The organism is Rathayibacter sp. AY1H3, from assembly GCF_002932015.1.
Window position 1 is genome coordinate 18019 of the sequence record NZ_PSUU01000025.1, and the last position, 19270, is coordinate 37288.

The following is a 19270-nucleotide window of genomic DNA, read 5'->3' on the forward strand; positions in this document are numbered from 1 at the left end:
GCCCTCGTCCTTGCGCTCGACGGGTCAGGCCAGGCCGAGGAGGTCGAGCGTCCAGGCGTGAGCGAGGACGTTCTCCTGGTGGGACTCCTCGGGCGTCAGTCCGCTGAGGTGACCGCCCGAGGTCGCACGGAGGACGACGTGCGCGGGATCGTCGCGCTCAGCCACTGCCCGGTAGGCGCTTGCGTATTCCGCGATCGCCGACGCGTCGACTCGGGCATCGCGGAGACCGGCTCGAATCCACGCGCGCGGAAGCGGTCGGCTCCGCCCCACCATTGTGGCGATCGTCGCGAGTGGAGAGAGCCCGCTCGCGAGGATCCAGTCAGGGTCACCGAACTCCTCACGGTCGGACGCCGCCGCGGCTGCGGAGCGATCATCGAGCGCGCCGACGGGATCGAGGAAGGGATGCACGAGGTGGAGGCCACGGAGTTCTGCGGGGCGACGGAGGCAGACCATCGCAGCGACCAGCGCGCCCGCGCTCGCCGCGGTGAGAAGGAGCCGGTGCGAGTCGATCCCTGGAAGCTCACGAAGCAACGCCAGGCAGGCGAGGAGGTCCTCGATCGGGCGCTCGCGGCCGAGGCCGGTCGCCTGCCGATGCCACTCCGGGCCGTTCTCTCCGCCCCCGCGGACATGGCAGTAGGCGATCGCGGCTCCGCGCGCGAGGAGGTCGTCCGTGAAGGGATCGAACGGCCCCTCGAGGCTGATGCCGTAGGCGCCGTAGACGTGGACGACGACGGGACAGCTGTCGGCGCCGTCAGGAGTCATCAGGGTGAGCGGGACGAGGGTGCCGTCCCGGCTCGGCGCAGTGAGTGACGTGACCTTCATCCGTTCTGTGACCTCGGTGGCGAGTGCCTTACCCGGTACAGGGGTGACGCAGTGGGCGCGGTGAGCAGGGGAGGAGACGAGCATGATCGGGTGGCGGGTGATTGGATCGACGGCGGGAACAAGGGTCCCGGCCGCCGGCGCGAGCCAGAGCGCGTCTGCCCCGCCGCCGGGCAGCCACACCGCTCTCCTGCCGGACGACCGACCGAGTACGAAGAGCTCACCCTGGGCCTCCTGCAGGTGCTCCGCCTGAAGGGCCTTCGGAACGGGAACCTCGAGAGGACGCGTCGAGCCGGTCATCCGGACGACTCCGTGCCGTCGATACAGGACCGCGAGGCCGCCGCTGCAGGCGGAGACATCCGCGTTCTCCGTGCCGAGGTCGAGGCGACGGCACGTCGGGGGACTGCTCTCCTCTCCGGTCAGCACCCAGTACCGGGAGTCGCGCGCCCCTCTCGATGCGAGTACGGCGATCGCCCCGGCGACGCTGCGCAGATCGAGCCTCCGAGCCTGATCGGGCTCTTCGAGCAGCACGTGGGGAGTCGTCAGGCTGCGATGCCACCAGACCGCCTGCCAGGGCCGACCCGCGTCGTTCCGCCTTATCCAGAGGAATCCGTCCGAGAACGATCGGATGCGCGGGGAGACGGGGCGCTCGTCCTGAACGATCTCGACGGCTCCGCTCCTGGTCGCGACGGCGACGCGGATGCGGTGATGCTCATCACCGTCCTGATCGCTCACAAGTGCGAAAGCGGCGGCGCCCGGCGAGAGCACCAGAGACTCCTGCGGTGCGATGACGAGGGTGTGCTGCACGGGGCGCCCGTCGGGATCCCGGAGGAGCACCTGCCGGGGGCCTGTCGGCTCCGCGGCTGCGCTCGACGGCTGCAGAGCTGCGAGATGTCGCAGCCGTCCGGCGATCGCAGAAACCCGAGGCGGCAGTGCGTCGCGACCCGTGATCACGTCAGACACCCTGCTCACGCAACCTCGGTCCAGGGGGACGGCGAAGCCGAGCCTGCGCGGGAATCAGGAGGATCAGCGAGAGCACGATCCACGAGCCGATGAGGCCGAGAACGACGCTCGGGACCGGCCAGATCACTACCCCTTCGCCCAGTGCTGCGCGACTGACGAGCCAGCAGACCGCGCCGGTGGCGGCGACGGGTGCGGCAGCTGCTGTGGAAGCGGCGAGGGACATCGCGAGGCTCTCGGAGACGACGAGCCCGATGATCTGTCGGCGCTGCAGGCCCGCTGCCTGGAGCAGGGCGATCTCGCGCTCGCGGTTCTGCGCAGAGAGAGCGACGACAGTGGCGCTGGTGGCGAGCATCGACACGGCTACGACTGCGACGATCGTCAGAACATCGGTGAGATCGGCGCGGGTCCCGGGCCGGACCGCCGTCGTCATGGCGACGACGGACTCCACCGCGCACAGGAGCACGGCGATCGCCCCCAGCCCTGCCGTGAGCGGCGCGATCGTGGCGGTGCTGACCTGCACCCGGGCTGCTGCCGCGCGGATTCCGAGAGCCGCGACGACGAGACCCGATCGGGCGGAGAGCGCGTGCAGAGCCCGGAAGACGAGCGCGATCACCTCCGGGCAGAGGAGGTAGACGGCCACGAGGACGCTGCCTCCTACGTCGACGGCCAGGTTGAACATCGGCGCCGGTCCGGTCGCTCCGAGTTCTCGAGCAGAGGCGGATGCCGTGACAAGGCCGGAGGCGATGAGGAGGAGGGCGATGCCGCAGCCGATCCGCACCGCGCGCATCGCCGTACCCGGTCGACCGCTCCCGACTTCACGCAGCGCGGCGCTCGGCGGCGTGCGGGCGGCGCGGCGCGCGGGCAGGACTCCGCCCGCCAGAGCGGTGAGCGTGCCGAGCGCCAGCGTGACCACCGGAGCCCAGGGCGCGAGCGAGAAGCTCGGAAGATCGACCTCGGACGAGACGGCACCGTTGAATGCGGGAACCGCCCAGAACGCCAGCAGTGTCGAGAGGAGCGCTCCGATGCCGGCGCCGAGGAGACTCACGATGCCGAGCACGAGGAGAGTGACGACGAACACCTGGGCTCGGGAGGCGCCCAGCAGGAGCCAGAGCGCGTGCGTGCGCCCTGTGGCCAGAACGCTCGCTCGGCCGACGATCGTCAGGGCGACCCAGCCGACGAGCGCCACGACAGTGTAGATCGTGATCGAGAGGATCCGGAACTCCCCGAGCGCGACGCCGGCCTCCGTGACAGCGGCGGTGAATGCGGGGTCGCCGGTCCAGGCGAACTGCTGAACGCACAACCCGATCAGCGTCGCCATCAGGGCGACCACAGCGATCGCGGGAGACCATCGGCGCCACTCGTCGGCGAACAGGCGTACGACGTAACGGGACACGAGTCAGGCCCCGGCCTCTTCGAGGATGCTCAGCAGCTCATGGCTGGTGCAGCGTCCGGTCGTCCGCACGGTCCGACCATCGTGCATCACCACGACCGTGTCCGCGAGGGCTGCGGCGTCGAGATCGTGCGTGACCATCACGATCATCTGGCCCTCGTCCGCCATCGTCCTCAGAGTCGACAGGACGACCCGCGAGCTCTGCGAGTCGAGGGCGCCGGTCGGCTCGTCGGCGAAGACGATGCCGGGCCGCCGTGCAAGGGCGCGGCAGAGAGCGGTCCTCTGCTGCTCACCTCCCGAGAGCGTTCGCGCCGGCGCACGGCGCCGGTCGCGCAGGCCGAACGATTCCACGAGTCCACCGATCAGGTCGTGCGGCACGGGTGATCGGTCGAGCCTGAAGGGGAGCGCGATGTTCTCCTCGACATCGAGGAAGGGCACGAGGTTGTACTGCTGGAACACGAACCCGATCTGGGCGCGGAGCATGCGAGCGCGATCGGCCGCTGACAGCCTGTTCACGTCCCGGCCGTTGACCTCGACGACGCCGGACGTCGGCCGGTCCAGTCCGCTGAGGCACATCAGGAGAGAGGACTTGCCGGAGCCGGAGCGGCCGACGACAGCGGTGAGCCCGCCCCCTTCCAGATCGATGTCGCAGCCCCGCAGGACGGTCGTCCGCTGCCGGCCTACGGTGATGACCTGCTCGACGGCTCGAGCCTGGAGGGTGGGGATCATGAGCGTTTCTCCTCGACGAAGGTGGGGACGTCTTACTCGTGAGACGCCCGCGATCCACGTCATGCTGGATCGCGGGCGCCCGGTAGCGACTATCAGCAGTTGCCCCACGTGATCGAGCTGGGCCAGCCCGGGCACGGCGAGATGACGCTGAAGGTGCTGACGCGCGCGGCGTCGTGCGCGTCGGCCTCACCTTCGAGGGTCTGGAAATCGAGGATCCGGTTCATGTGATCACCTCCTCTCCTCGTCTCGGGCCGACTCGGTCAGAGTCCGAACGGCAGGGCGGAGCGTCCGGTCTCGAGCTCGTCGAGCGCTGCGAGCACTCCGAGCGAGCCGGTCAGGTAGTCCGACGAGAGTCGGAGGTTCTGGTTGCCGCGGAAGAAGACGCCGGTGTCGTCGAGCACGGCGTGCAGGCGCAGCGACCGGACGTGCGAGCGGAGGACCTCCTCGAGTTCCGCGCTCGGGCGGTGCAGTACGCGGCGGCGGAGGTAGACGAGGAATCCGGACAGACCGTGGGCGAGTGAGGCCTGCGCGCACTGCTGGTAGGACGCGGCGGCGTCGATGGACGCGAGGGGATCGGCGAAGAGCTCCTCGCCCGTGACCCGCCGCAGCTCCAGGATCGCCAGGCCGGGCCCGGTCGAGCCGATCCCCAGGTAAGGAAGAGTCCTCCATCCCTCATCGAACTCGAGAGTGTTGTTCCGGGTGATCGCACAGCGCGCCAGATCGGCGTCGACGGCTCGTATCGCGAGCGTGATGTACAAGTCGTCGCCAGTGGCTTCGTGGAGTCGGGCGAACAGGATCGCGGCCGCAGACCATCCGTGCAGGAGGCCGACGGAGGCTCCTCGGACGTCCTCATCGAGCAGCGTGGTGAGATGGTGGGCCGCCTCCGACGGGTCCCCTCCGTCTGCGAGCTCGGCGAGCCCTGCACCGGCCCACCCCGACCACAGCGTCGGACCTGAAGGGGCGGCCGAGGGCCTGCGGTCGAGGACCTCGAGTGTGCGCGCGAGTCCTGCCTGGCGAGCCGCGTAGCGAATTCCCTCGCGTCCGCAGAGACCACGCGACCGCACCTGGGCCACGCGAGCGGCGAGCCAGTGATCGGCGGCCTCGAGGTCGACATCTCCGGATCGTCCTAAGACAGCGACGACTCCAGCCGCGCCGTAGGGGAATCCGGCACGGTGGTCCGCGCTGTCGCGGGCGAGGACAGGGATGTCTCCGGGAACGACCGGCGAGTCGTCCGTCCACTGAAGCACCGATGCGACACCGCGGGCGATCTGGCCGCGCAGCTGGTCGTCCGAGAGGGCGGCGAGTCGACCGACGTCTTCGTCGATCGACCTCTGACCGGAGGCGGGGAGTACGTCGAGGGTGGAGGTCCTGATCGACCGCAGCACGGCGGGCGGAACCGCGAGATCGTCTGCGGCTGCTCGGAGGAGCTGCTCGATCTTCGCGACGTTGCCCTGGTCGGCGATCGTCGCTTGGGGGAAGAGGAGATCGAGTTCGAGGATGCCGAGCGACCACTCGTCCGCTTCCGTCCTCTTCAGGCCTTCCAGGGGCTCGTAGCCGGGCGCTCCCTCGCGACAACGCCACTCCGGATCCATTCGATGCGCGAACTCGAAGTCGAGGAAGCACGGGTGCGTGCCGTTCCGCATGATGACGTTCTTCGGGTGGATGTCGCCGAGCAGCCATCCTGCGCGGTGCACGGAGGCGAGAGCAACGTCGAGGCGAGCGACGGTCGTGGTCAGCCAGGAGGTGTATGCAGGGTCACCGACGCGCCACGGTGCTGGTCGGAGCAGCGGAGTCCTCGTCATCCATTCGCGCTTCAGATCGTTCCCCTCGATGTGCTCCATGACCAGGTATCGGTGCTCCCAGGCCGTGAAGGATCCGTAGAAGACGGGTACGCAGTCCAGGGACTGCAGATCGACGAGCACCTCCTCCTCATGAGCCAGGCGAGTCACGGCGTCGACTCCGTCGGCGTCCAACCCGGCGTGCGGGCGCGCCTCCTTGAGGACCACGATCGTCCCGATCGGCACGAATTCGTCGGTCGTCGCTTCAGCGAGATAGACACCACCACCGTTCGAGAAGTGCAGCGCTGAGAGCATCGTGAAGCCGAAGGCGACCTCTTCCTCGTTCTCCGCCCCGACAGTGACGGACTCCGGTAGTGAAGCCCACGGGGGAGGTGTGAACGTCGGCCGCCGGACGTCCTCCACCTCGTTCCCGTCCGGGTCGAGCACCGTCGAGACGAAGCCGCTCTCCGTCTCGGACGGGACGAAGGCGCCGTAACGGAAGTGCACAGGCCCGGACTTCCACCGCCGGTCGGACAGTACGTACGGGCCTCTGAACCCGCGAAGACGGACGTCGAGGTCCTCGAGCGCTCGGGCGAACTCGTCGTCCGAACCGGGATACACGGTGATGAACTTCCCAGCTCCCGCTCGATCGGCGTACTTGCCGTTCTGCATCAGAAGGTGAGAGGTGGTCGAGAGATGCTTGAAAGGCAGTCGGGAGGCGAAGCAGTAGCGTGCAGCCGCGGCGAGGACCTTCTCCGCGTCATCGAGTGTCGACGAGAGGTGGAGCTTCCATCCCTGACGAGGGAGGAGGCAACCGTCCGGCATCCAGTTCCGCCACGGCCGCGACTCCCTCACCTGCCAGTCCTCCGGAGCGAAGGACGCGACGTCGAAGGCGTCGCCATCGATGTCGTCCCCCTCCTCGGCGACCGCGTAGAACGGGTTGCCCGGGCGGCAGTACCGGAGATATTCGAGGTCGAGCGGCATCGCTTCCCTTTCCTGTCCGACTTGTCTCGCGGTGCGGGATGCGGCTCCCGGCGCTGACTTCGAGGCTAGGAAGGTCCGCAGTCGACCACCTCCCGCCGAAGTCACGGATGAGGATGACCGGAGTCACGGTGAGGGCGTGACTGCGGTCACGGGTCGGCATCCCGGAGTCGGAGCTACAGTTGTCGACATGGGCTCAACTCCGGAGACGGCGGCGGAGATCTCTGCGCCGTCAGCGGCAGGACACGAGCGGGTCGCGGTCGCGCCGTCCCTGTCGAGCACCGTGGACAGGACCGTCATCGCACTTCAGGCGATCGCCCTGTGCTGCCTCGTCCTGGCAGGGATCCTGGGCGTCGTGGACTCCGCGCAGAGAGGCACGGGTGCAGCGGTCGCGGTCACATGGCTCGCGCTGGTGCCTGTGATCGCCGGGCTCTGGGCCGTCCGGCCCCGACTGATCCGAGCGGGACACGGGGTCGCCGTGACGACGGTGTCCATCGTCGCGGCGACGCCGGTCGTCGTCTTCGGCCGGCTCGATTTCACGATCCCGGTCCTCCTCCTCGTCGTGGCGTTCGCGGTGGTCGACGTCTCGCTCCGCGCAGGGGCGCACGCGATGATCTGGATCGCCTCCGTCGGACTGGCCCTCCATGTCGGGGGCGCCGTCGGCTCGGGGAGGGCGCTGCTCTCCGGAGTGCTCGACGGTCTGCTCAACGTGGTGCCCGTGGCCGTGCTGATGTGCTTCGGGATCGCCCTGGGACTCTCTCTTCGCGGCTTCGAGAGCGAGCGATCCGCCGACCAGCGTGTGATCAGGCGGTTGCATCGCGCCTCCGAGACGGAGAAGGAGCTGCTGCTGTCGGACGAGCGCGCCCGGAGCGCACGCGAGCTCCACGACGGCCTCGGGTACAAGCTGACCCTCGTCTCGATGAGTCTCGAGCTCGCTGATCGCCTGCGCTCCGCCGATGCCGAGCAGGCGTGGGCCGAGGTCCGCACCGCCCGATCCACGTCGAGCGAGGCTCTCGCGGACATGCGGATGTGGGTACGAGCGCTCAGTCCCTTCCGGGACGCGGGCGCCCGCGGCCTGGCTGCGCTGGAGTTGATCGCGGAGTCCTTCCGCGGCACGGGCGTGACCGTGGATGTGGTCGGCGACGAGGCGTCGGACCGTGTGCTCACCAGCGACGATGAGACCGCGCTCGTCGTCTACCGAGGCGTGCAGGAAGGGCTGACGAACGCTCTGCGGCACGGCGCTGCCCGCAGAGTCCGCATCGATATCGAGACGGACGACGTCCGGCTCGAGCTCTCGCTGCTCAGCGACATCGGCGCGGGAAGGAGCAACGGGATCAGCGACGGCGAGCCTGTGCTGGGGTTCGGGCTGCGCGGCCTCGACGATCGCGCGACGGCTCGCGGAGGTCGGTTGACGGCGCGGCGCATCGGCGACCGGTTCCTCCTGCGCCTCTCGATCCCTCTCGGAGGCGCCGACGGGGAACGGGAGAGCCGCGCCTCGTGACGGAGACGACACCGAGGCGAGTGCTGCTGGTGGAGGACCAGCAGATGATCCGCCGTGGGCTGGTCATGCTCCTCTCGACGGTCGAGGGTGTCGTGGTCTCGGCCCAGGCCGAGAACGGACAGGCTGCTCTGCACATTCTGCGCACGACGGAGGTGGACGTCGTCGTCACCGACGCGCGGATGCCGGTCATGGGCGGCGTGGAGCTCGCCGCCGAGTGTGCGCAGCTCCATCCGCGTCTGCCCGTCCTCCTTCTGACGACCTTCGACGACGACGCGCTCGTGCAGGCGGCCCTCTCGGCCGGCGCTTCCGGATTCCTCCTGAAGGACACCTCGGTGGAGGGTCTCGTCGTGGCCCTCGACGCGGTGATCGCCGGCGGGATGGTGATCGATCCGCGCGTCGCCCGGCCGGCCGTCCAGCCGGGTCGCACCGGCGAGAGCCCGCTGACGCTGCTCACGCGGAGCGAGCGGGTGGTCGCCGAGCTGGTGGCCGAAGGGCGGAACAACAGGGAGATCGCGGCCGCCCTCGTGCTCGCCGAGGGCACCGTGAAGAACCACGTCTCGGCGCTGCTGCGCAAGCTCGGCCTCCGCGACCGCACCGCCCTCGCGCTCACGCTCTACAAAGGCTTCCGCCCCGACGGCGCCTGAAGGCGCTGGTCGGATTGCGGCCCAGGCGCGGCCGTCCTCGGGCGCCCGACCCGCCGCCTATCCTTGAGGGCGATGTCGAACTCCCGCGCCGAGGCCGCCTACCTGCGCTCCCTCGGCGCCTTCCGGACGCCGACCCTGGATCTCCTCCACGGCCGGTACGCCCCGTTCGTCGTCGCCGCCCTGTCGCTCGTGTTCACCGTCGACCGGCAGGCCGTGGCGGTCGCCGACGCGCACGCCGAGGTGGGGGAGCTGCTCGAGGAGCTGCGCTCGGCCGGGTACGACGAGGGCGAGCGCGCTCTGCCGAGCGGTACGGCGCGCGAGGTGTGCCGCTACTGGGTCCGCGTCGGCTGGCTCGTGCCGCAGATCGAGGGCGAGGCCGAGGTCTACCGGCTGAGCGCCCACGCCGTGAGCGCCCTCGAGATCACCGGGCGCACCGGAGGTGGACGCACGCGCGTCTCGAACTCGCGGGTGCGCACCCTGCTGGAGGCGGTCGAGCGGCTGGCCGCGGACGTCGATCCCGACCCGGAGGCCCGCCTCTCGCGGCTCCGCGAGGAGCGGGCGCGCCTGGACGCCGAGATCGCCGCACTCGAGGAGGGCGCCGGTCTCGAGCCGGCCGACGACGAGCAGCTCCTGGAGGAGGCCGAGAACGTGGTGCACCTCGCCCGCGAGCTGCCGGCCGACTTCGCGCGGGTGGCGGAGTCGATCAAGGCGATGCAGCGCGACGTGGTCGCGGACCTGCGCCGCGACGTCCGCCCGACCGGCGAGGTGCTGCGGGAGTACCTCGAGCGAGGTCAGCACGTGATGCAGGCCACCAGCGAGGGCCGTGCGTTCGCCGGAGCCCTCCGCCTCCTGGGCGACCCCGAGCGGATCGACGCGCTCGCCGATCAGCTGCACACCGTGCTCGTGCAGCCGTTCTCCCGCCTGATGGACCCCGCCCAGCGCGCGGAGCTGGCCGCGATCGGCCGCCGGGTGGAGCTGGGCGTGCAGGAGGTCCTGACCGCGCAGCGCCGCGCGTCCCACGTCATCACGGGCCAGGTCCGCACCCACGACCCGGCTCGCGACCGCCAGGTGGACGAGCTGCTGCGCGACGTGATGGCGGGGCTCCAGGAGTGGACGGGCGGGATTTCGCCGGACGCGCCGGTCGCGCCGCTGCGGCACCTGCCCGTCGCCGGGATCGGCCACCTGCGCCAGACCCTGGGAGACGTGCGTCCGGCCGGCGGGCCGGCGCCCCTGGCCGGAGACGACGGCGACGCCGAGTTCGTCGGCGACGACAGCCGGGCCTGGGGCGGTCCCCGCTACGCGGAGCTGGAGGCCTACGTGGCGGAGCTCGGCGACGAGTTCGATCTGGCGGACGCGTTCAGCGCGGCTCCGGAGGACACGCGACGGCCCGTCGACCTGCTCGGGCTGCTCGAGATCGCGCACCGGACGGGCCTCGTCGACCGCGAGGGCTACTCCGTCGTGAGCACGCGCCGACCCGACGGGACCGTGCGCCGCTTCGCCTTCGGATCCGTGACCGCCCGCACCGAGGAGGAGACCGACGATGAGTGACACCCTGGCGACCGACGGGACCGCCGCCGATCCGTTCATCGCGCCCGTGTCGATGGAGGAGGACCCCGACGAGCTCTTCCCCGGCGACCGCGGCGTCCTCGACACCGAGGTGCGCCGGGTGCTCGTGCACGTGCTGCAGCGCCGCTTCCTCCTCGCCGACCGCCACCGCGAGCAGTGGGCCGTGCTCCAGGAGCACCGGCAGCTGATCGAGTCGCGGCTGAACGACCTGTTCGTGCGGCTCGTCGTCGACCACGAGCGCGGGGTCGCCTACAAGCAGCAGGTGCGCTCCGACGAGGTGGAGATGCCGGTGCTGCTGCGCGACCTCCCCTACACCCGCGCCGAGACGCTGGTGCTGGTGCACCTGCGCACGGTCCATCAGCGGGAGTCGGCGGCCGGCGAGGCGTCGGCGCGCGTGGACGTCGAGGAGGTCGAGCAGACGGTGCTCAGCTACTTCGCCGACGCCGAGCGCGACACCGCCCGCCGGCAGCGCATGGTCCGCAAGGCGCTGGAGCGGCTCGGCCGCGACGGCATCGTCGACGAGGAGTCCGCAGGGCGGTACCGGATCAGCCCGATCGTGGAGATCGTGCTGAGCGCGCCGAAGCTGCGGGAGCTGAGCGACTGGCTGCGCGGGCGGGCGGGCGAAGACGCTTCCTCGGTGGTCGCAGAAGCGGCGGTCGCCGAGGAGCCCGGCTCGGACGATCCGGAGCAGGCGGACGACGACGCGCTCGAGGACGACGGCCTCGACGAGGACGCGGACCCGCCCACGGACGGCGTCCTGCCCGGGACCGATGTCGCGGACGACGAGCCGGCCGACGACGAGCCGCTGGACGACGAGCCGACCGACGACGACACCCCCGACCCGGAGGACGACCCCCGATGACGATGCTCGACACCCTCTTCGGCCTGATCCCCGCCGCCTCCCGCGGTCAGCAGTGGCTCGCCGAGGACCTGCAGCTGGTCAACTGGGGCGGCTACGACGGCGCGCACCGGGTCCGCTTCTCGCCGGGGGCCACACTGCTCTGCGGCGGCTCCGGCTCCGGCAAGTCCACGCTGATGGACGCCTACATCGCCCTGATGATGCCGCACACCACGCCGTTCAACGGCGCCTCGAACGGCGGAGTGACGGGCCGTCCGCGCGGCGAGGACCAGCGCAACATCCTCTCCTACGCGCGCGGCAAGCTCGACGAGTCGCGCACGGACGAGGGCACGACCATGCGCGTCCTGCGCGGCGACGGAGTCGACACCTGGACCGCCGTCGCGATGACCTGGGTCGACCACGACGGCTCGCGCTTCAGCGCGGTCCGCGCCTGGTACGTCCCGGCCGGCTCCCGGGTGCTCGAGGAGACCGTGCGGATCCGCGCGAGCGCCGAGGGCCCGGTCGACCTCGCCGCGCTCGACCGGGCGGCGGCGCACCGCTTCTCCGACGCGTCGCTGCGCGCGGCGGGCCTGGATCCGCTCGGCACCGACCGCGAGTTCTCGGCGCGTCTGCACGCGGTGCTCGGCATCGGAGCGGCGGGAGCCGGATCGAAGGCGATGAGCCTGCTCGCCCGCATCCAGGCCGGTCAGCAGATCACGACCGTCGACGACCTCTACAAGCGGCTCGTGCTCGAGGAGCCCGAGACCCTGGCCTCCGCCGACGCGGTCGTCGCCCACTTCGACGAGCTCGAGAGCACCCGGCAGCGGATGCTCACCGCGCGCCAGCAGGTCGCGGCACTCGAGCCGTTGCGGGGCCTGCGCCTGCGCATCGCCGCGTCCGCGGAGCGCGTGCGCCTCATCGACGCGCTCGGGGAGTTCGACGCCCCGGTGTCGCCGGCGGCCCTGTGGCGCGCTGAGCAGCGCCTCGGCCTGCTGCGCGACGTCGAGGTCGAGCTGCGCGAGCGCACCCGCGCCGTCGACGCCGTGCTCCGCGAGAAGCGGGCCCTCGCCGAGGCGGCGGAGTCGGAGCGGGACGGGCTCGCCGAGGTGCTGCGGGCCTCCGGCGGCGACCGCCTCGAGACGGCCCAGCGCGAGCTCCGCGAGGTGGAGCGGCGGCTGGGCGCGGCGCGCGAGAACCGCGCCCGGCTCGAGGAGGACCTGCGCGCTCTCGGCGAGCCGGAGACCACCCGCGAGCGGTTCGAGGCGGTGCTCGCCCGGGCGGCGAGCGCGGCCGACGCCAAGCGCAGCACCCGTGCGGCCTGGTCGGACGCGGTCGCCGAGCGGAAGGCCGCGGCGCGCGATCTCGCCGAGCTCGAGGCGGAGCAGCGCTCGGCCTCGGACCGTCGGGACAGCATCCCCCGGCCTCTGCACGAGGCGCGCGAGCGGATCGCGGAGGCAGCCGGCCTCACCGCCGACGACCTGCCCTTCGTCGGCGAGCTGGTCGAGGTGCGTGCCGAGTTCGAGCCCTGGCGCGAGGCGTTCACGCTCGCCCTCGGCGGCTTCGCGACGACGCTGATGATCGACTCCGCCCACCTCGACCGCTTCCGCCGCGCCATCGACTCCCTCCGGCTCCCGGTCCGGCTCCGCTACGAGGGCGTGGAGACCGGGCTCGAGGAGGTGCGGGGCCTCGACCCGCAGACGCTGCCCGGGCGCCTCGACTACCGCGCCACCGCCTTCACCGGCTGGCTACAGGACCGGCTCGAGGACCGCTTCGGCTACGTGTGCGTCGACAGCGCTGCGGAGCTCGGACGCCACCGGCTCGCCCTGACCCTCACCGGTCAGCTCTCGCAGGGGCAGCGCGGTGCGCACGGCGGCCACGGCGCCGCGAACGTCCTCGGCTTCTCCAACTCCCGTCGACTCCGCGAGCTGAACGCCCTGGTCGAGGCGGCCCGGGCCCGCAGCGCGGCGGCCGTCTCGGCGGCGTCGGCGGCGGAGGAATCCCTCGATGCACTCGACGACCGGATGACGCGCCACGCCCGCCTCGCGCTGGTGAGCTGGGAGACGGTCGACGTCGAGTCGCTGCTCGCCGAGCAGGAGCGCTGGGAGGCGGTCGGCGCCGAGGCTGCGGAGGCGAACCCCGAGCTCGCCGGGCTGCAGCAGCAGATCGACGGGCTGCGCGGCCGCCTCGAGCGCCTCCGCCAGGAGATCGCCCGCGCCGGTGTGGAGCGCGAGCGGATCGAGGCGGAGTGGGCCGTCGTGGTCGACGACGTCGACGCGAGCCAGGCGGTTCTCGATGCGGCGGAGCGCGCAGGACGCGAGCTCGACGACGACCAGCGCGCCTTCCTGGACGCCCGGTTCACGCTGACCGAGGCCGCGGCGTCCGGCAGCGCCTCGGACGTCCTGGTCCGCTTCGACGCAGCGCTCGCCACGGCAGCGCAGCGACTGGCGGAGGACCGCCGCTCCGCGGCCGAGTCGCACGAGCAGCAGCGAGAGAGCGCCGGCCGGATCATGATCGGCTTCCTCGACCGCTGGCCGAACCCCAACCTGCTCGCGGACCCCGAGGCGTCCGCGGGCGACTTCGAGCGGCTGCTCGACGCCCTCGAGACCAGCGGCCTGCACCGGCTCGAGACCGAGTGGCGCGACAGCCTGCTCACGCTCTCCGGCAACGACCTCACGAGCTTCGACTCCACGCTCGGCCGCTCACTGCGGGAGATCCGCGAGCGGATCGAGCCGATCAACGTGATCATGCAGGATCTGCCGTTCTACGACGACGGCCACCGTCTGCAGATCACGACGCGCGAGAACCAGTCGGAGGTGCGCCGTCGCTTCCGCCGCGAGCTCCGCGAGGTGCGCGCGCAGATCCAGGCCGTGTCCGCGGAGGAGGAGCGCGAGCAGGTCTACCGGCGGATGTCCCGGCTCATCCAGCGGCTGCGGCGCACCGCGCCCGACTTCGGCGACCTCGTCGACGTCCGCAACCACGTCCGGGTCAGCGCCGAGCGCGTGGACGCCGTCACCCGAGCGCACGTGGCGCTGTACGACCACATCGGCGAGAAGTCCGGCGGGGAGTCGCAGGAGCTGATCGCCTTCATCGTCGGAGCGGCGCTGCGCTACCAGCTCGGCGACGCGGGAGCCGACCGCCCCCGGTACGCCCCGGTCTTCATGGACGAGGCGCTGATCAAGGCCGACGCCCACTTCACCAAGCGGGCGATCGGTGCGTGGCGCGGTCTCGGCTTCCAGCTCGTGATCGGTGCCCCGAACGACAAGTACAGCGCGATCGAGCCGCACGTCGAGGTGGAGTACGACATCCTCAAGGACACGCGCGGACGCTCCTGGGCCAGGCCGAAGGTGGGCCTGGCCCCCTAGGACTGCTCGCCGATCTTCGCGTGGCTGCGCGAGTAGGCGAAGTAGATCGCGAAGCCCACGGCCAGCCAGATCAGGAAGCGCAGCCAGGTCTCGATCGAGAGGTTGAGCATCAGGTAGGTGCAGATCAGGGCCGAGAGCAGCGGGAGCCACGGGTTCAGCGGGACCCGGAAGCCGCGCTTCAGGTCGGGCCGCTTGCGGCGCAGCACCACGACGCCGACCGAGACCAGCACGAACGCCGAGAGCGTGCCGATGTTGACCATCTCCTCGAGCACGCCGATCGGAGTGAGCCCGGCGAGCAGCGCGACGACGATGGTCACGACCACGGAGGTGAACCACGGCGTGCGCAGGCGCGGGTGGACGGTGGCCAGGCGCCGGGGGAGGAGCCCGTCGCGCGCCATCGCGAAGATGATGCGCGTCGCTCCGATCAGCAGCGTCAGCACGACGGTGGTCAGACCGGCGACGGCGCCGGCCGAGATGACCGTCGCCATCCAGGTCTGCCCGTGGTAGGCGAACGCATTGGCGAGCGCGGCCGACGGGTCGAGCTCGCGGTAGGGGACCATGCCGGTCACGACGAGGGCGACGGCGCAGTACAGGACCGTGCAGATGATCAGCGAGGCGATGATGCCGATGGGCAGGTCGCGCTGGGGGCGGCGGGTCTCCTCCGCGGTCGTCGCGACGACGTCGAACCCGATGTAGGCGAAGAACACCAGGGAGGCGCCGGCGATGATGCCGCCGACGCCGAACGTGGCCGGCTCGATGCCCGAGAGGAACTGGAGCAGCGGCTGGGTCAGACCGGACGCGGACTGCGAGGGCTCGGCGGCGGGGACGAACGGGGTGTAGTTGGCGGTGTTCACGAACTGCAGGCCCGCGATGATGACGAACAGGACGATGAACAGCTTGATCGCGACGAGCACCAGGTTGACGCGCAGCGATTCCTTGATCCCGAAGGTCATCAGCGCGCCGAGCGCGAGGACGAGCAGGATCGCCGGCACGTCGACCACGCCGCCGTAGGTGAGCGCCGGCGGGAGGGTCACTCCCAGCTGCTGCAGCAGCGACCCGAGGTACGCGCTCCACCCCTGCGCGACCACGCTCGCTCCGAGGAACAGCTCGAGGATCAGGTCCCAGCCGATGATCCAGGCGAAGAGCTCGCCGAGGGAGGCGTAGGAGAAGGTGTAGGCGGAGCCCGACACCGGGACCGTGGAGGCGAACTCGGCGTAGCACATGGCCGCGAGGGCGCAGGCGAATGCGGCGACGACGAAGCTCAGGACGATCGCCGGTCCGGCGATGTCGTGGGCGGCGCGGCCGGTGAGGGTGAAGATGCCGGCGCCGATGACGACTCCGACGCCGAAGACCGTGAGATCGAGCGCGGTCAGCGACTTCTTGAGCTTGTACTCGGGCTCATCGGTGTCGGCGATCGACTGCTCGACGGACTTGGTGCGGAGGAGGCTCACGGTGGTTCTCTCTGTGGGCTGCGGGGTGGAGGCGCGAGGGCCACTGGGGAGGATAGCGGGGCGGGCGCCTCTGCCGCGCCGGGCGTCGCGCGAGTACGCTTCCCGGCCATGAGCAGGATCTTCTCCGTGGCGTTCGCCGACGTGCACCCCCTCTACGTGGCGAAGGCGGAGCGCAAGGGCCGGACGAGGGAGGAGGTCGACGAGGCGGTCCGCTGGCTCACCGGCTTCTCGGACGAGGAGCTGGCCAGGCACCTCGAGAGCAGGACGACCTTCGAGGAGTTCTTCGCGGCGGCGCGCCTGCCTCCGCAGGCCTCGGCGATCACAGGGATGATCTGCGGCGTGCGGGTCGAGACGATCGAGGATCCGCTGATGCAGCGCATCCGGTACCTCGACAAGCTGATCGACGAGATCGCGAAGGGACGGCCGATGGCGAAGGTGCTGCGGGCTCCCGCGGCCGGCTGAGCCGCCGGCCCCGAGCGCTCCTCCACAGGCGCCGATTCGCTCCGGTTCTCCCCGGTCGGGGCCGGCGGGATCTCGCGCCGCCGGCGACGCGAGCAGGGTGTCGGACATGACATCCACACAGCGAACCCCTGCTCCTCCGTCCCGCCGCCGCGATCCCGAAGTCCTGCGGGCGAGCGCGATCCAGGACCTCCTGGCGGCCGTCCCCTCCATCATCGGCATCCGTCCGGAGGAGTCCGTCGTGGTGGTGCCGTTCCTCGGCACGCGCGCCGGGGGAGGCTTCCGGATCCCGCTCCCGGAGACGCTGCGCGGGATGGAGGCGGAGGCGCTGGCGGGCGGCTGCGCGGCCATGATGGAGACGATGCCGCGGGCCACCGGTGTGCTGGTGGTGGTCTGCACCCGTGCGGGCTACGCCGAGGAGCGGGGGATCCCGCATCTCGACCTCGGCCACGCGGTGCTCCGGCGCCTGGAGCGCACGCGGCTGGACATCATCGCCGTGGCCTGCATCGCCGCCGACGGATGGGGGCGCTACACGGACGCCGAGGAGTGCCGCAGGCCACGTCCGCTCCTCGAGATCGAGCGGAGCGAGACCGGCGTCCTCGCCCGAGCGGTGGCCGACGAGCCACTGGACATCGACGCGCTCTCCGTGCTGCCGCCGGTCACCGAGGAGGATCGCGCGCTCGTCGCGGAGGTGCTTCGCCGGCCGCCCCTGGTCGGCGACACGGAACGGCTCGTCGAGCGCTGGCTCAGCGGACCGCGGGACGTCCGCCGCGAAGGACTGATCGTGCGGACCCTGCAGTCGCCGCCCCTCCGCGACCGGGTGACCGTGCAGATCGCGCGGAGCCCGCGGGCAGGAGTGGGAGTGCCGCCCGGCGCGGTGGGCGACGCCCGCGCCGGAACGGACGACGACCACGACCTCGAGCTGTCGGCCCTGCTGCTCGGCAGCGGGCGTGCTCCGGAGCGCGGCCGTCTGGCGCGGGCGACCGGGCTCCTCGCCCGCGCCGCCGCGCTGGCGCCGGAGGAGGCGCGCTCCTCCGTGCTCACCGTTCTCGCGTGGTGCTGGTGGGCGAGGGGAGTCTCGAGCCTCGCGGGGCTCCACCTCGACGAGGCGCTGCGGCTCGACCCCGACGACTCGATGGCCCGGCTCTACGCCTCGCTGTTCGCGGCCCGCCCCCTGCCGGACTGGGTGCTCGCGGCCGCTGCCGAGGCCCTCGATGCCGCGAGCGCCTGAGGTCGGGCGCCGGTCGGTGCGCTCGCCCCGGAGACGGATGCTCTTGCGCGGGGGAGGGGACGGCCCTAATGTGCAACCATATGGTTGTACGAATGGACGCCGACATCGACCTGCTCTTCCGGGCGCTGGCCGACAGCACCCGCCGCGACATCGTCGCCCGGGTGCTGGTCGGCGAGCAGTCCGTCTCCGCACTCGCGGCGCGCTACGAGATGTCGTTCGCGGCGGTGCAGAAGCACGTGGCCGTCCTCGAGCGGGCGGCACTCGTCCGCAAGCGGAGGAGGGGGCGGGAGCAGCTGGTGCAGGGCGAGGTCGCCGCAGTGCGGCGGGCGTCGCGCCTGCTCGACGCCTACGAGCAGCTGTGGGCGGGGAGGATCGACCGCATGTCGGACCTCCTCGACGAGGAGTGACACCCGCGAGCCGACCGGCGCGCGGGATCTGCTGGAGGGAGAGGCGCGATGAGCGTGCTGCAGTCCGTCAAGGACATCGAGGAACTGACCCTGACCGTGACCGCCGAATTCGACGCGGGGATCGAGCGCGTCTGGCTCCTCTGGACGGATCCGCGCCGCCTCGAGCGCTGGTGGGGGCCGCCGACCTGGCCGGCGACCTTCGAGCGGCACGAGCCGGTCGAGGGTGGACGGAGCGCCTACGTCATGACGGGACCGGACGGCGAGCAGGCGCGCGGCTGGTGGCGCGTGACCCGGGTGGAGGAGCCGACGCGGTTCGAGTTCGAGGACGGCTTCGCCGACGAGCGCGGCGACCCGGTCGACGCGCTGGGGATCACCCGGGCCACGGTCACCCTCGACGAGATCGAGCCGGGGCGCACGCGGATGGTCCTCCGCAGCCGTTTCGAGTCGGTCGAGCAGCTCGAGCAGATGGTCCAGATGGGCATGGAGGAGGGACTCCGCCAGGCGATGGGGCAGATCGACGCGATCCTGCTCGAGGACTGAGTCGGCGCCGTCGCCCCGGAGGCCTCGGCGCTCGCCGCGCCGAGCCTCCGTGTGGAGGAGCCGCCCGCGCTACTGCTCGGAGTCGGTGAGGGCGGCGGCGTAGGCGCGGACGGAGCGCTGGTACCGGGGGAGCCCCGGAGCCAGCGCCTCCAGCGCGATCCGCAGGGCCTCGTCGACGCGCCCGGCGCTGTGCAGGGCGAGTGCGAGGAACACCTCCCGCGCGGAGCCCACCGCGGGGTGCGCGGCGGCGCCGGCGAGGAGGTCGATCGCCTCATCGGTGCGGCCGAGGTTCCGGAGTGTCGAGGCGTACTGGATCGTCAACCGCGCCCGCCGCTCGTCATCCAGGCCGGCTGCGAGGGCGCGCTCGTACTCGACCGCCGCCTCCGCCTCGTGTCCCGCGCTGTCGAGGGCGCCGCCCAGCTCGAAAGCGGCGACTCCGTCGTGTCCCGGGTAGCGGGCTGCAAGGACGCGCATCCGCTCGACGACGCCGTCCGGGTCGTCCTGAGCGTCGAGGCGCTCGACCGCCGCGAGCCAGAGGGCGAGCGCGTCGGTCTCGGGGCGGTCGGAGTCGGAGGCGCGTGTCTCGGTCACGCCTCCGACGCTACCGCGCC

General features: G+C 71.6%; 16 protein-coding genes. 9 read left to right on the plus strand and 7 right to left on the minus strand.

Annotated elements, in window-relative coordinates; all coding sequences use genetic code 11:
- Positions 1 to 24: 24 nt before the first annotated feature.
- The 5 genes from C5C33_RS11000 to lanKC form a co-directional block, all read right to left on the minus strand.
- Positions 25 to 1626 (minus strand): prolyl oligopeptidase family serine peptidase, encoded by a 1602-nt coding sequence (locus C5C33_RS11000; protein ID WP_146085777.1) that lies wholly within the window; start codon positions 1624 to 1626, stop codon positions 25 to 27.
- 148 nt (positions 1627 to 1774) lie between these two features.
- Positions 1775 to 3175 carry an FtsX-like permease family protein gene (locus C5C33_RS11005; RefSeq protein ID WP_104222528.1) on the minus strand — a complete coding sequence of 467 codons (1401 nt, stop codon included), beginning with the start codon at positions 3173 to 3175 and terminating at the stop codon, positions 1775 to 1777.
- Between the two features lie 3 nt (positions 3176 to 3178).
- Complete coding sequence (locus tag C5C33_RS11010) at positions 3179 to 3901, minus strand: ABC transporter ATP-binding protein (protein ID WP_104225415.1); 723 nt, start codon at positions 3899 to 3901, stop codon at positions 3179 to 3181.
- A gap of 92 nt (positions 3902 to 3993) precedes the next feature.
- Positions 3994 to 4125: a hypothetical protein gene (locus C5C33_RS19005; protein ID WP_258059251.1), complete on the minus strand. Its 132-nt coding sequence runs from the start codon at positions 4123 to 4125 to the stop codon at positions 3994 to 3996.
- Between the two features lie 36 nt (positions 4126 to 4161).
- Positions 4162 to 6663: a class III lanthionine synthetase LanKC gene (gene lanKC, locus C5C33_RS11015; RefSeq protein WP_104261123.1), complete on the minus strand. Its 2502-nt coding sequence runs from the start codon at positions 6661 to 6663 to the stop codon at positions 4162 to 4164.
- A gap of 187 nt (positions 6664 to 6850) precedes the next feature.
- On the opposite strand from lanKC, the gene C5C33_RS11020 reads away from it, so the two are divergent.
- The 5 genes from C5C33_RS11020 to C5C33_RS11040 all read left to right on the plus strand — a co-directional run bounded on the left by C5C33_RS11020 (position 6851) and on the right by C5C33_RS11040 (position 14571).
- Positions 6851 to 8161: a sensor histidine kinase gene (locus C5C33_RS11020; RefSeq protein WP_104222531.1), complete on the plus strand. Its 1311-nt coding sequence runs from the start codon at positions 6851 to 6853 to the stop codon at positions 8159 to 8161.
- On the plus strand, positions 8158 to 8805 hold the full coding sequence (locus C5C33_RS11025; protein WP_258063688.1) for a response regulator transcription factor: 648 nt from the start codon (positions 8158 to 8160) through the stop codon (positions 8803 to 8805). Before C5C33_RS11020 ends, C5C33_RS11025 begins: the two co-directional genes overlap by 4 nt.
- Before the next feature lie 72 nt (positions 8806 to 8877).
- Entirely contained in the window at positions 8878 to 10353 is a 1476-nt protein-coding gene (locus C5C33_RS11030) for a DUF3375 domain-containing protein (RefSeq protein ID WP_104247174.1), read from the plus strand.
- Complete coding sequence (locus tag C5C33_RS11035) at positions 10346 to 11233, plus strand: DUF4194 domain-containing protein (RefSeq protein WP_104225411.1); 888 nt, start codon at positions 10346 to 10348, stop codon at positions 11231 to 11233. Before C5C33_RS11030 ends, C5C33_RS11035 begins: the two co-directional genes overlap by 8 nt.
- A complete protein-coding gene (locus tag C5C33_RS11040; RefSeq protein ID WP_104261124.1) occupies positions 11230 to 14571 on the plus strand; it encodes an ATP-binding protein in 3342 nt (1113 codons plus the stop codon). The genes C5C33_RS11035 and C5C33_RS11040 overlap by 4 nt, the downstream gene beginning before the upstream one ends.
- On the opposite strand, the gene C5C33_RS11045 is transcribed toward C5C33_RS11040, so the two are convergent.
- Positions 14568 to 16022: an amino acid permease gene (locus C5C33_RS11045; protein WP_104261125.1), complete on the minus strand. Its 1455-nt coding sequence runs from the start codon at positions 16020 to 16022 to the stop codon at positions 14568 to 14570. The two genes, C5C33_RS11040 and C5C33_RS11045, sit on opposite strands and share 4 nt — an antisense overlap.
- A 108-nt stretch (positions 16023 to 16130) precedes the next feature.
- On the opposite strand from C5C33_RS11045, the gene C5C33_RS11050 reads away from it, so the two are divergent.
- The 4 genes from C5C33_RS11050 (at position 16131) to C5C33_RS11065 (ending at position 18659) form a co-directional block, all read left to right on the plus strand.
- Positions 16131 to 16484, plus strand: a complete 354-nt coding sequence (locus C5C33_RS11050) for a DUF2200 domain-containing protein (RefSeq protein ID WP_104257296.1) — start codon at positions 16131 to 16133, stop codon at positions 16482 to 16484.
- A 106-nt stretch (positions 16485 to 16590) separates the two neighbouring features.
- Entirely contained in the window at positions 16591 to 17712 is a 1122-nt protein-coding gene (locus C5C33_RS11055) for a DUF4192 family protein (RefSeq protein ID WP_104261126.1), read from the plus strand.
- 92 nt (positions 17713 to 17804) lie between these two features.
- Positions 17805 to 18119, plus strand: coding sequence for an ArsR/SmtB family transcription factor (locus tag C5C33_RS11060; protein WP_374953252.1), 315 nt, complete (start codon positions 17805 to 17807; stop codon positions 18117 to 18119).
- Between the two features lie 48 nt (positions 18120 to 18167).
- Positions 18168 to 18659, plus strand: a complete 492-nt coding sequence (locus C5C33_RS11065) for an SRPBCC domain-containing protein (protein ID WP_104261127.1) — start codon at positions 18168 to 18170, stop codon at positions 18657 to 18659.
- A 69-nt stretch (positions 18660 to 18728) separates the two neighbouring features.
- Here C5C33_RS11065 and C5C33_RS11070 read toward each other — a convergent pair whose 3' ends face one another.
- Positions 18729 to 19250 (minus strand): tetratricopeptide repeat protein, encoded by a 522-nt coding sequence (locus tag C5C33_RS11070; protein ID WP_258068809.1) that lies wholly within the window; start codon positions 19248 to 19250, stop codon positions 18729 to 18731.
- Positions 19251 to 19270 lie beyond the last annotated feature (20 nt).

Excerpts from the sequence above, each read along its gene's own strand:
- C5C33_RS19005 (WP_258059251.1), bottom strand. The coding sequence starts at position 4,125 with ATGAACCGGATCCTCGATTTCCAGACCCTCGAAGGTGAGGCCGACGCG.
- C5C33_RS11020 (WP_104222531.1), top strand. The coding sequence starts at position 6,851 with ATGGGCTCAACTCCGGAGACGGCGGCGGAGATCTCTGCGCCGTCAGCG.
- lanKC (WP_104261123.1), bottom strand. The coding sequence starts at position 6,663 with ATGCCGCTCGACCTCGAATATCTCCGGTACTGCCGCCCGGGCAACCCG.
- C5C33_RS11055 (WP_104261126.1), top strand. The coding sequence starts at position 16,591 with ATGACATCCACACAGCGAACCCCTGCTCCTCCGTCCCGCCGCCGCGAT.
- C5C33_RS11035 (WP_104225411.1), top strand. The coding sequence starts at position 10,346 with ATGAGTGACACCCTGGCGACCGACGGGACCGCCGCCGATCCGTTCATC.
- C5C33_RS11040 (WP_104261124.1), top strand. The coding sequence starts at position 11,230 with ATGACGATGCTCGACACCCTCTTCGGCCTGATCCCCGCCGCCTCCCGC.
- C5C33_RS11010 (WP_104225415.1), bottom strand. The coding sequence starts at position 3,901 with ATGATCCCCACCCTCCAGGCTCGAGCCGTCGAGCAGGTCATCACCGTA.
- C5C33_RS11030 (WP_104247174.1), top strand. The coding sequence starts at position 8,878 with ATGTCGAACTCCCGCGCCGAGGCCGCCTACCTGCGCTCCCTCGGCGCC.
- C5C33_RS11065 (WP_104261127.1), top strand. The coding sequence starts at position 18,168 with ATGAGCGTGCTGCAGTCCGTCAAGGACATCGAGGAACTGACCCTGACC.
- C5C33_RS11060 (WP_374953252.1), top strand. The coding sequence starts at position 17,805 with ATGGACGCCGACATCGACCTGCTCTTCCGGGCGCTGGCCGACAGCACC.
- C5C33_RS11050 (WP_104257296.1), top strand. The coding sequence starts at position 16,131 with ATGAGCAGGATCTTCTCCGTGGCGTTCGCCGACGTGCACCCCCTCTAC.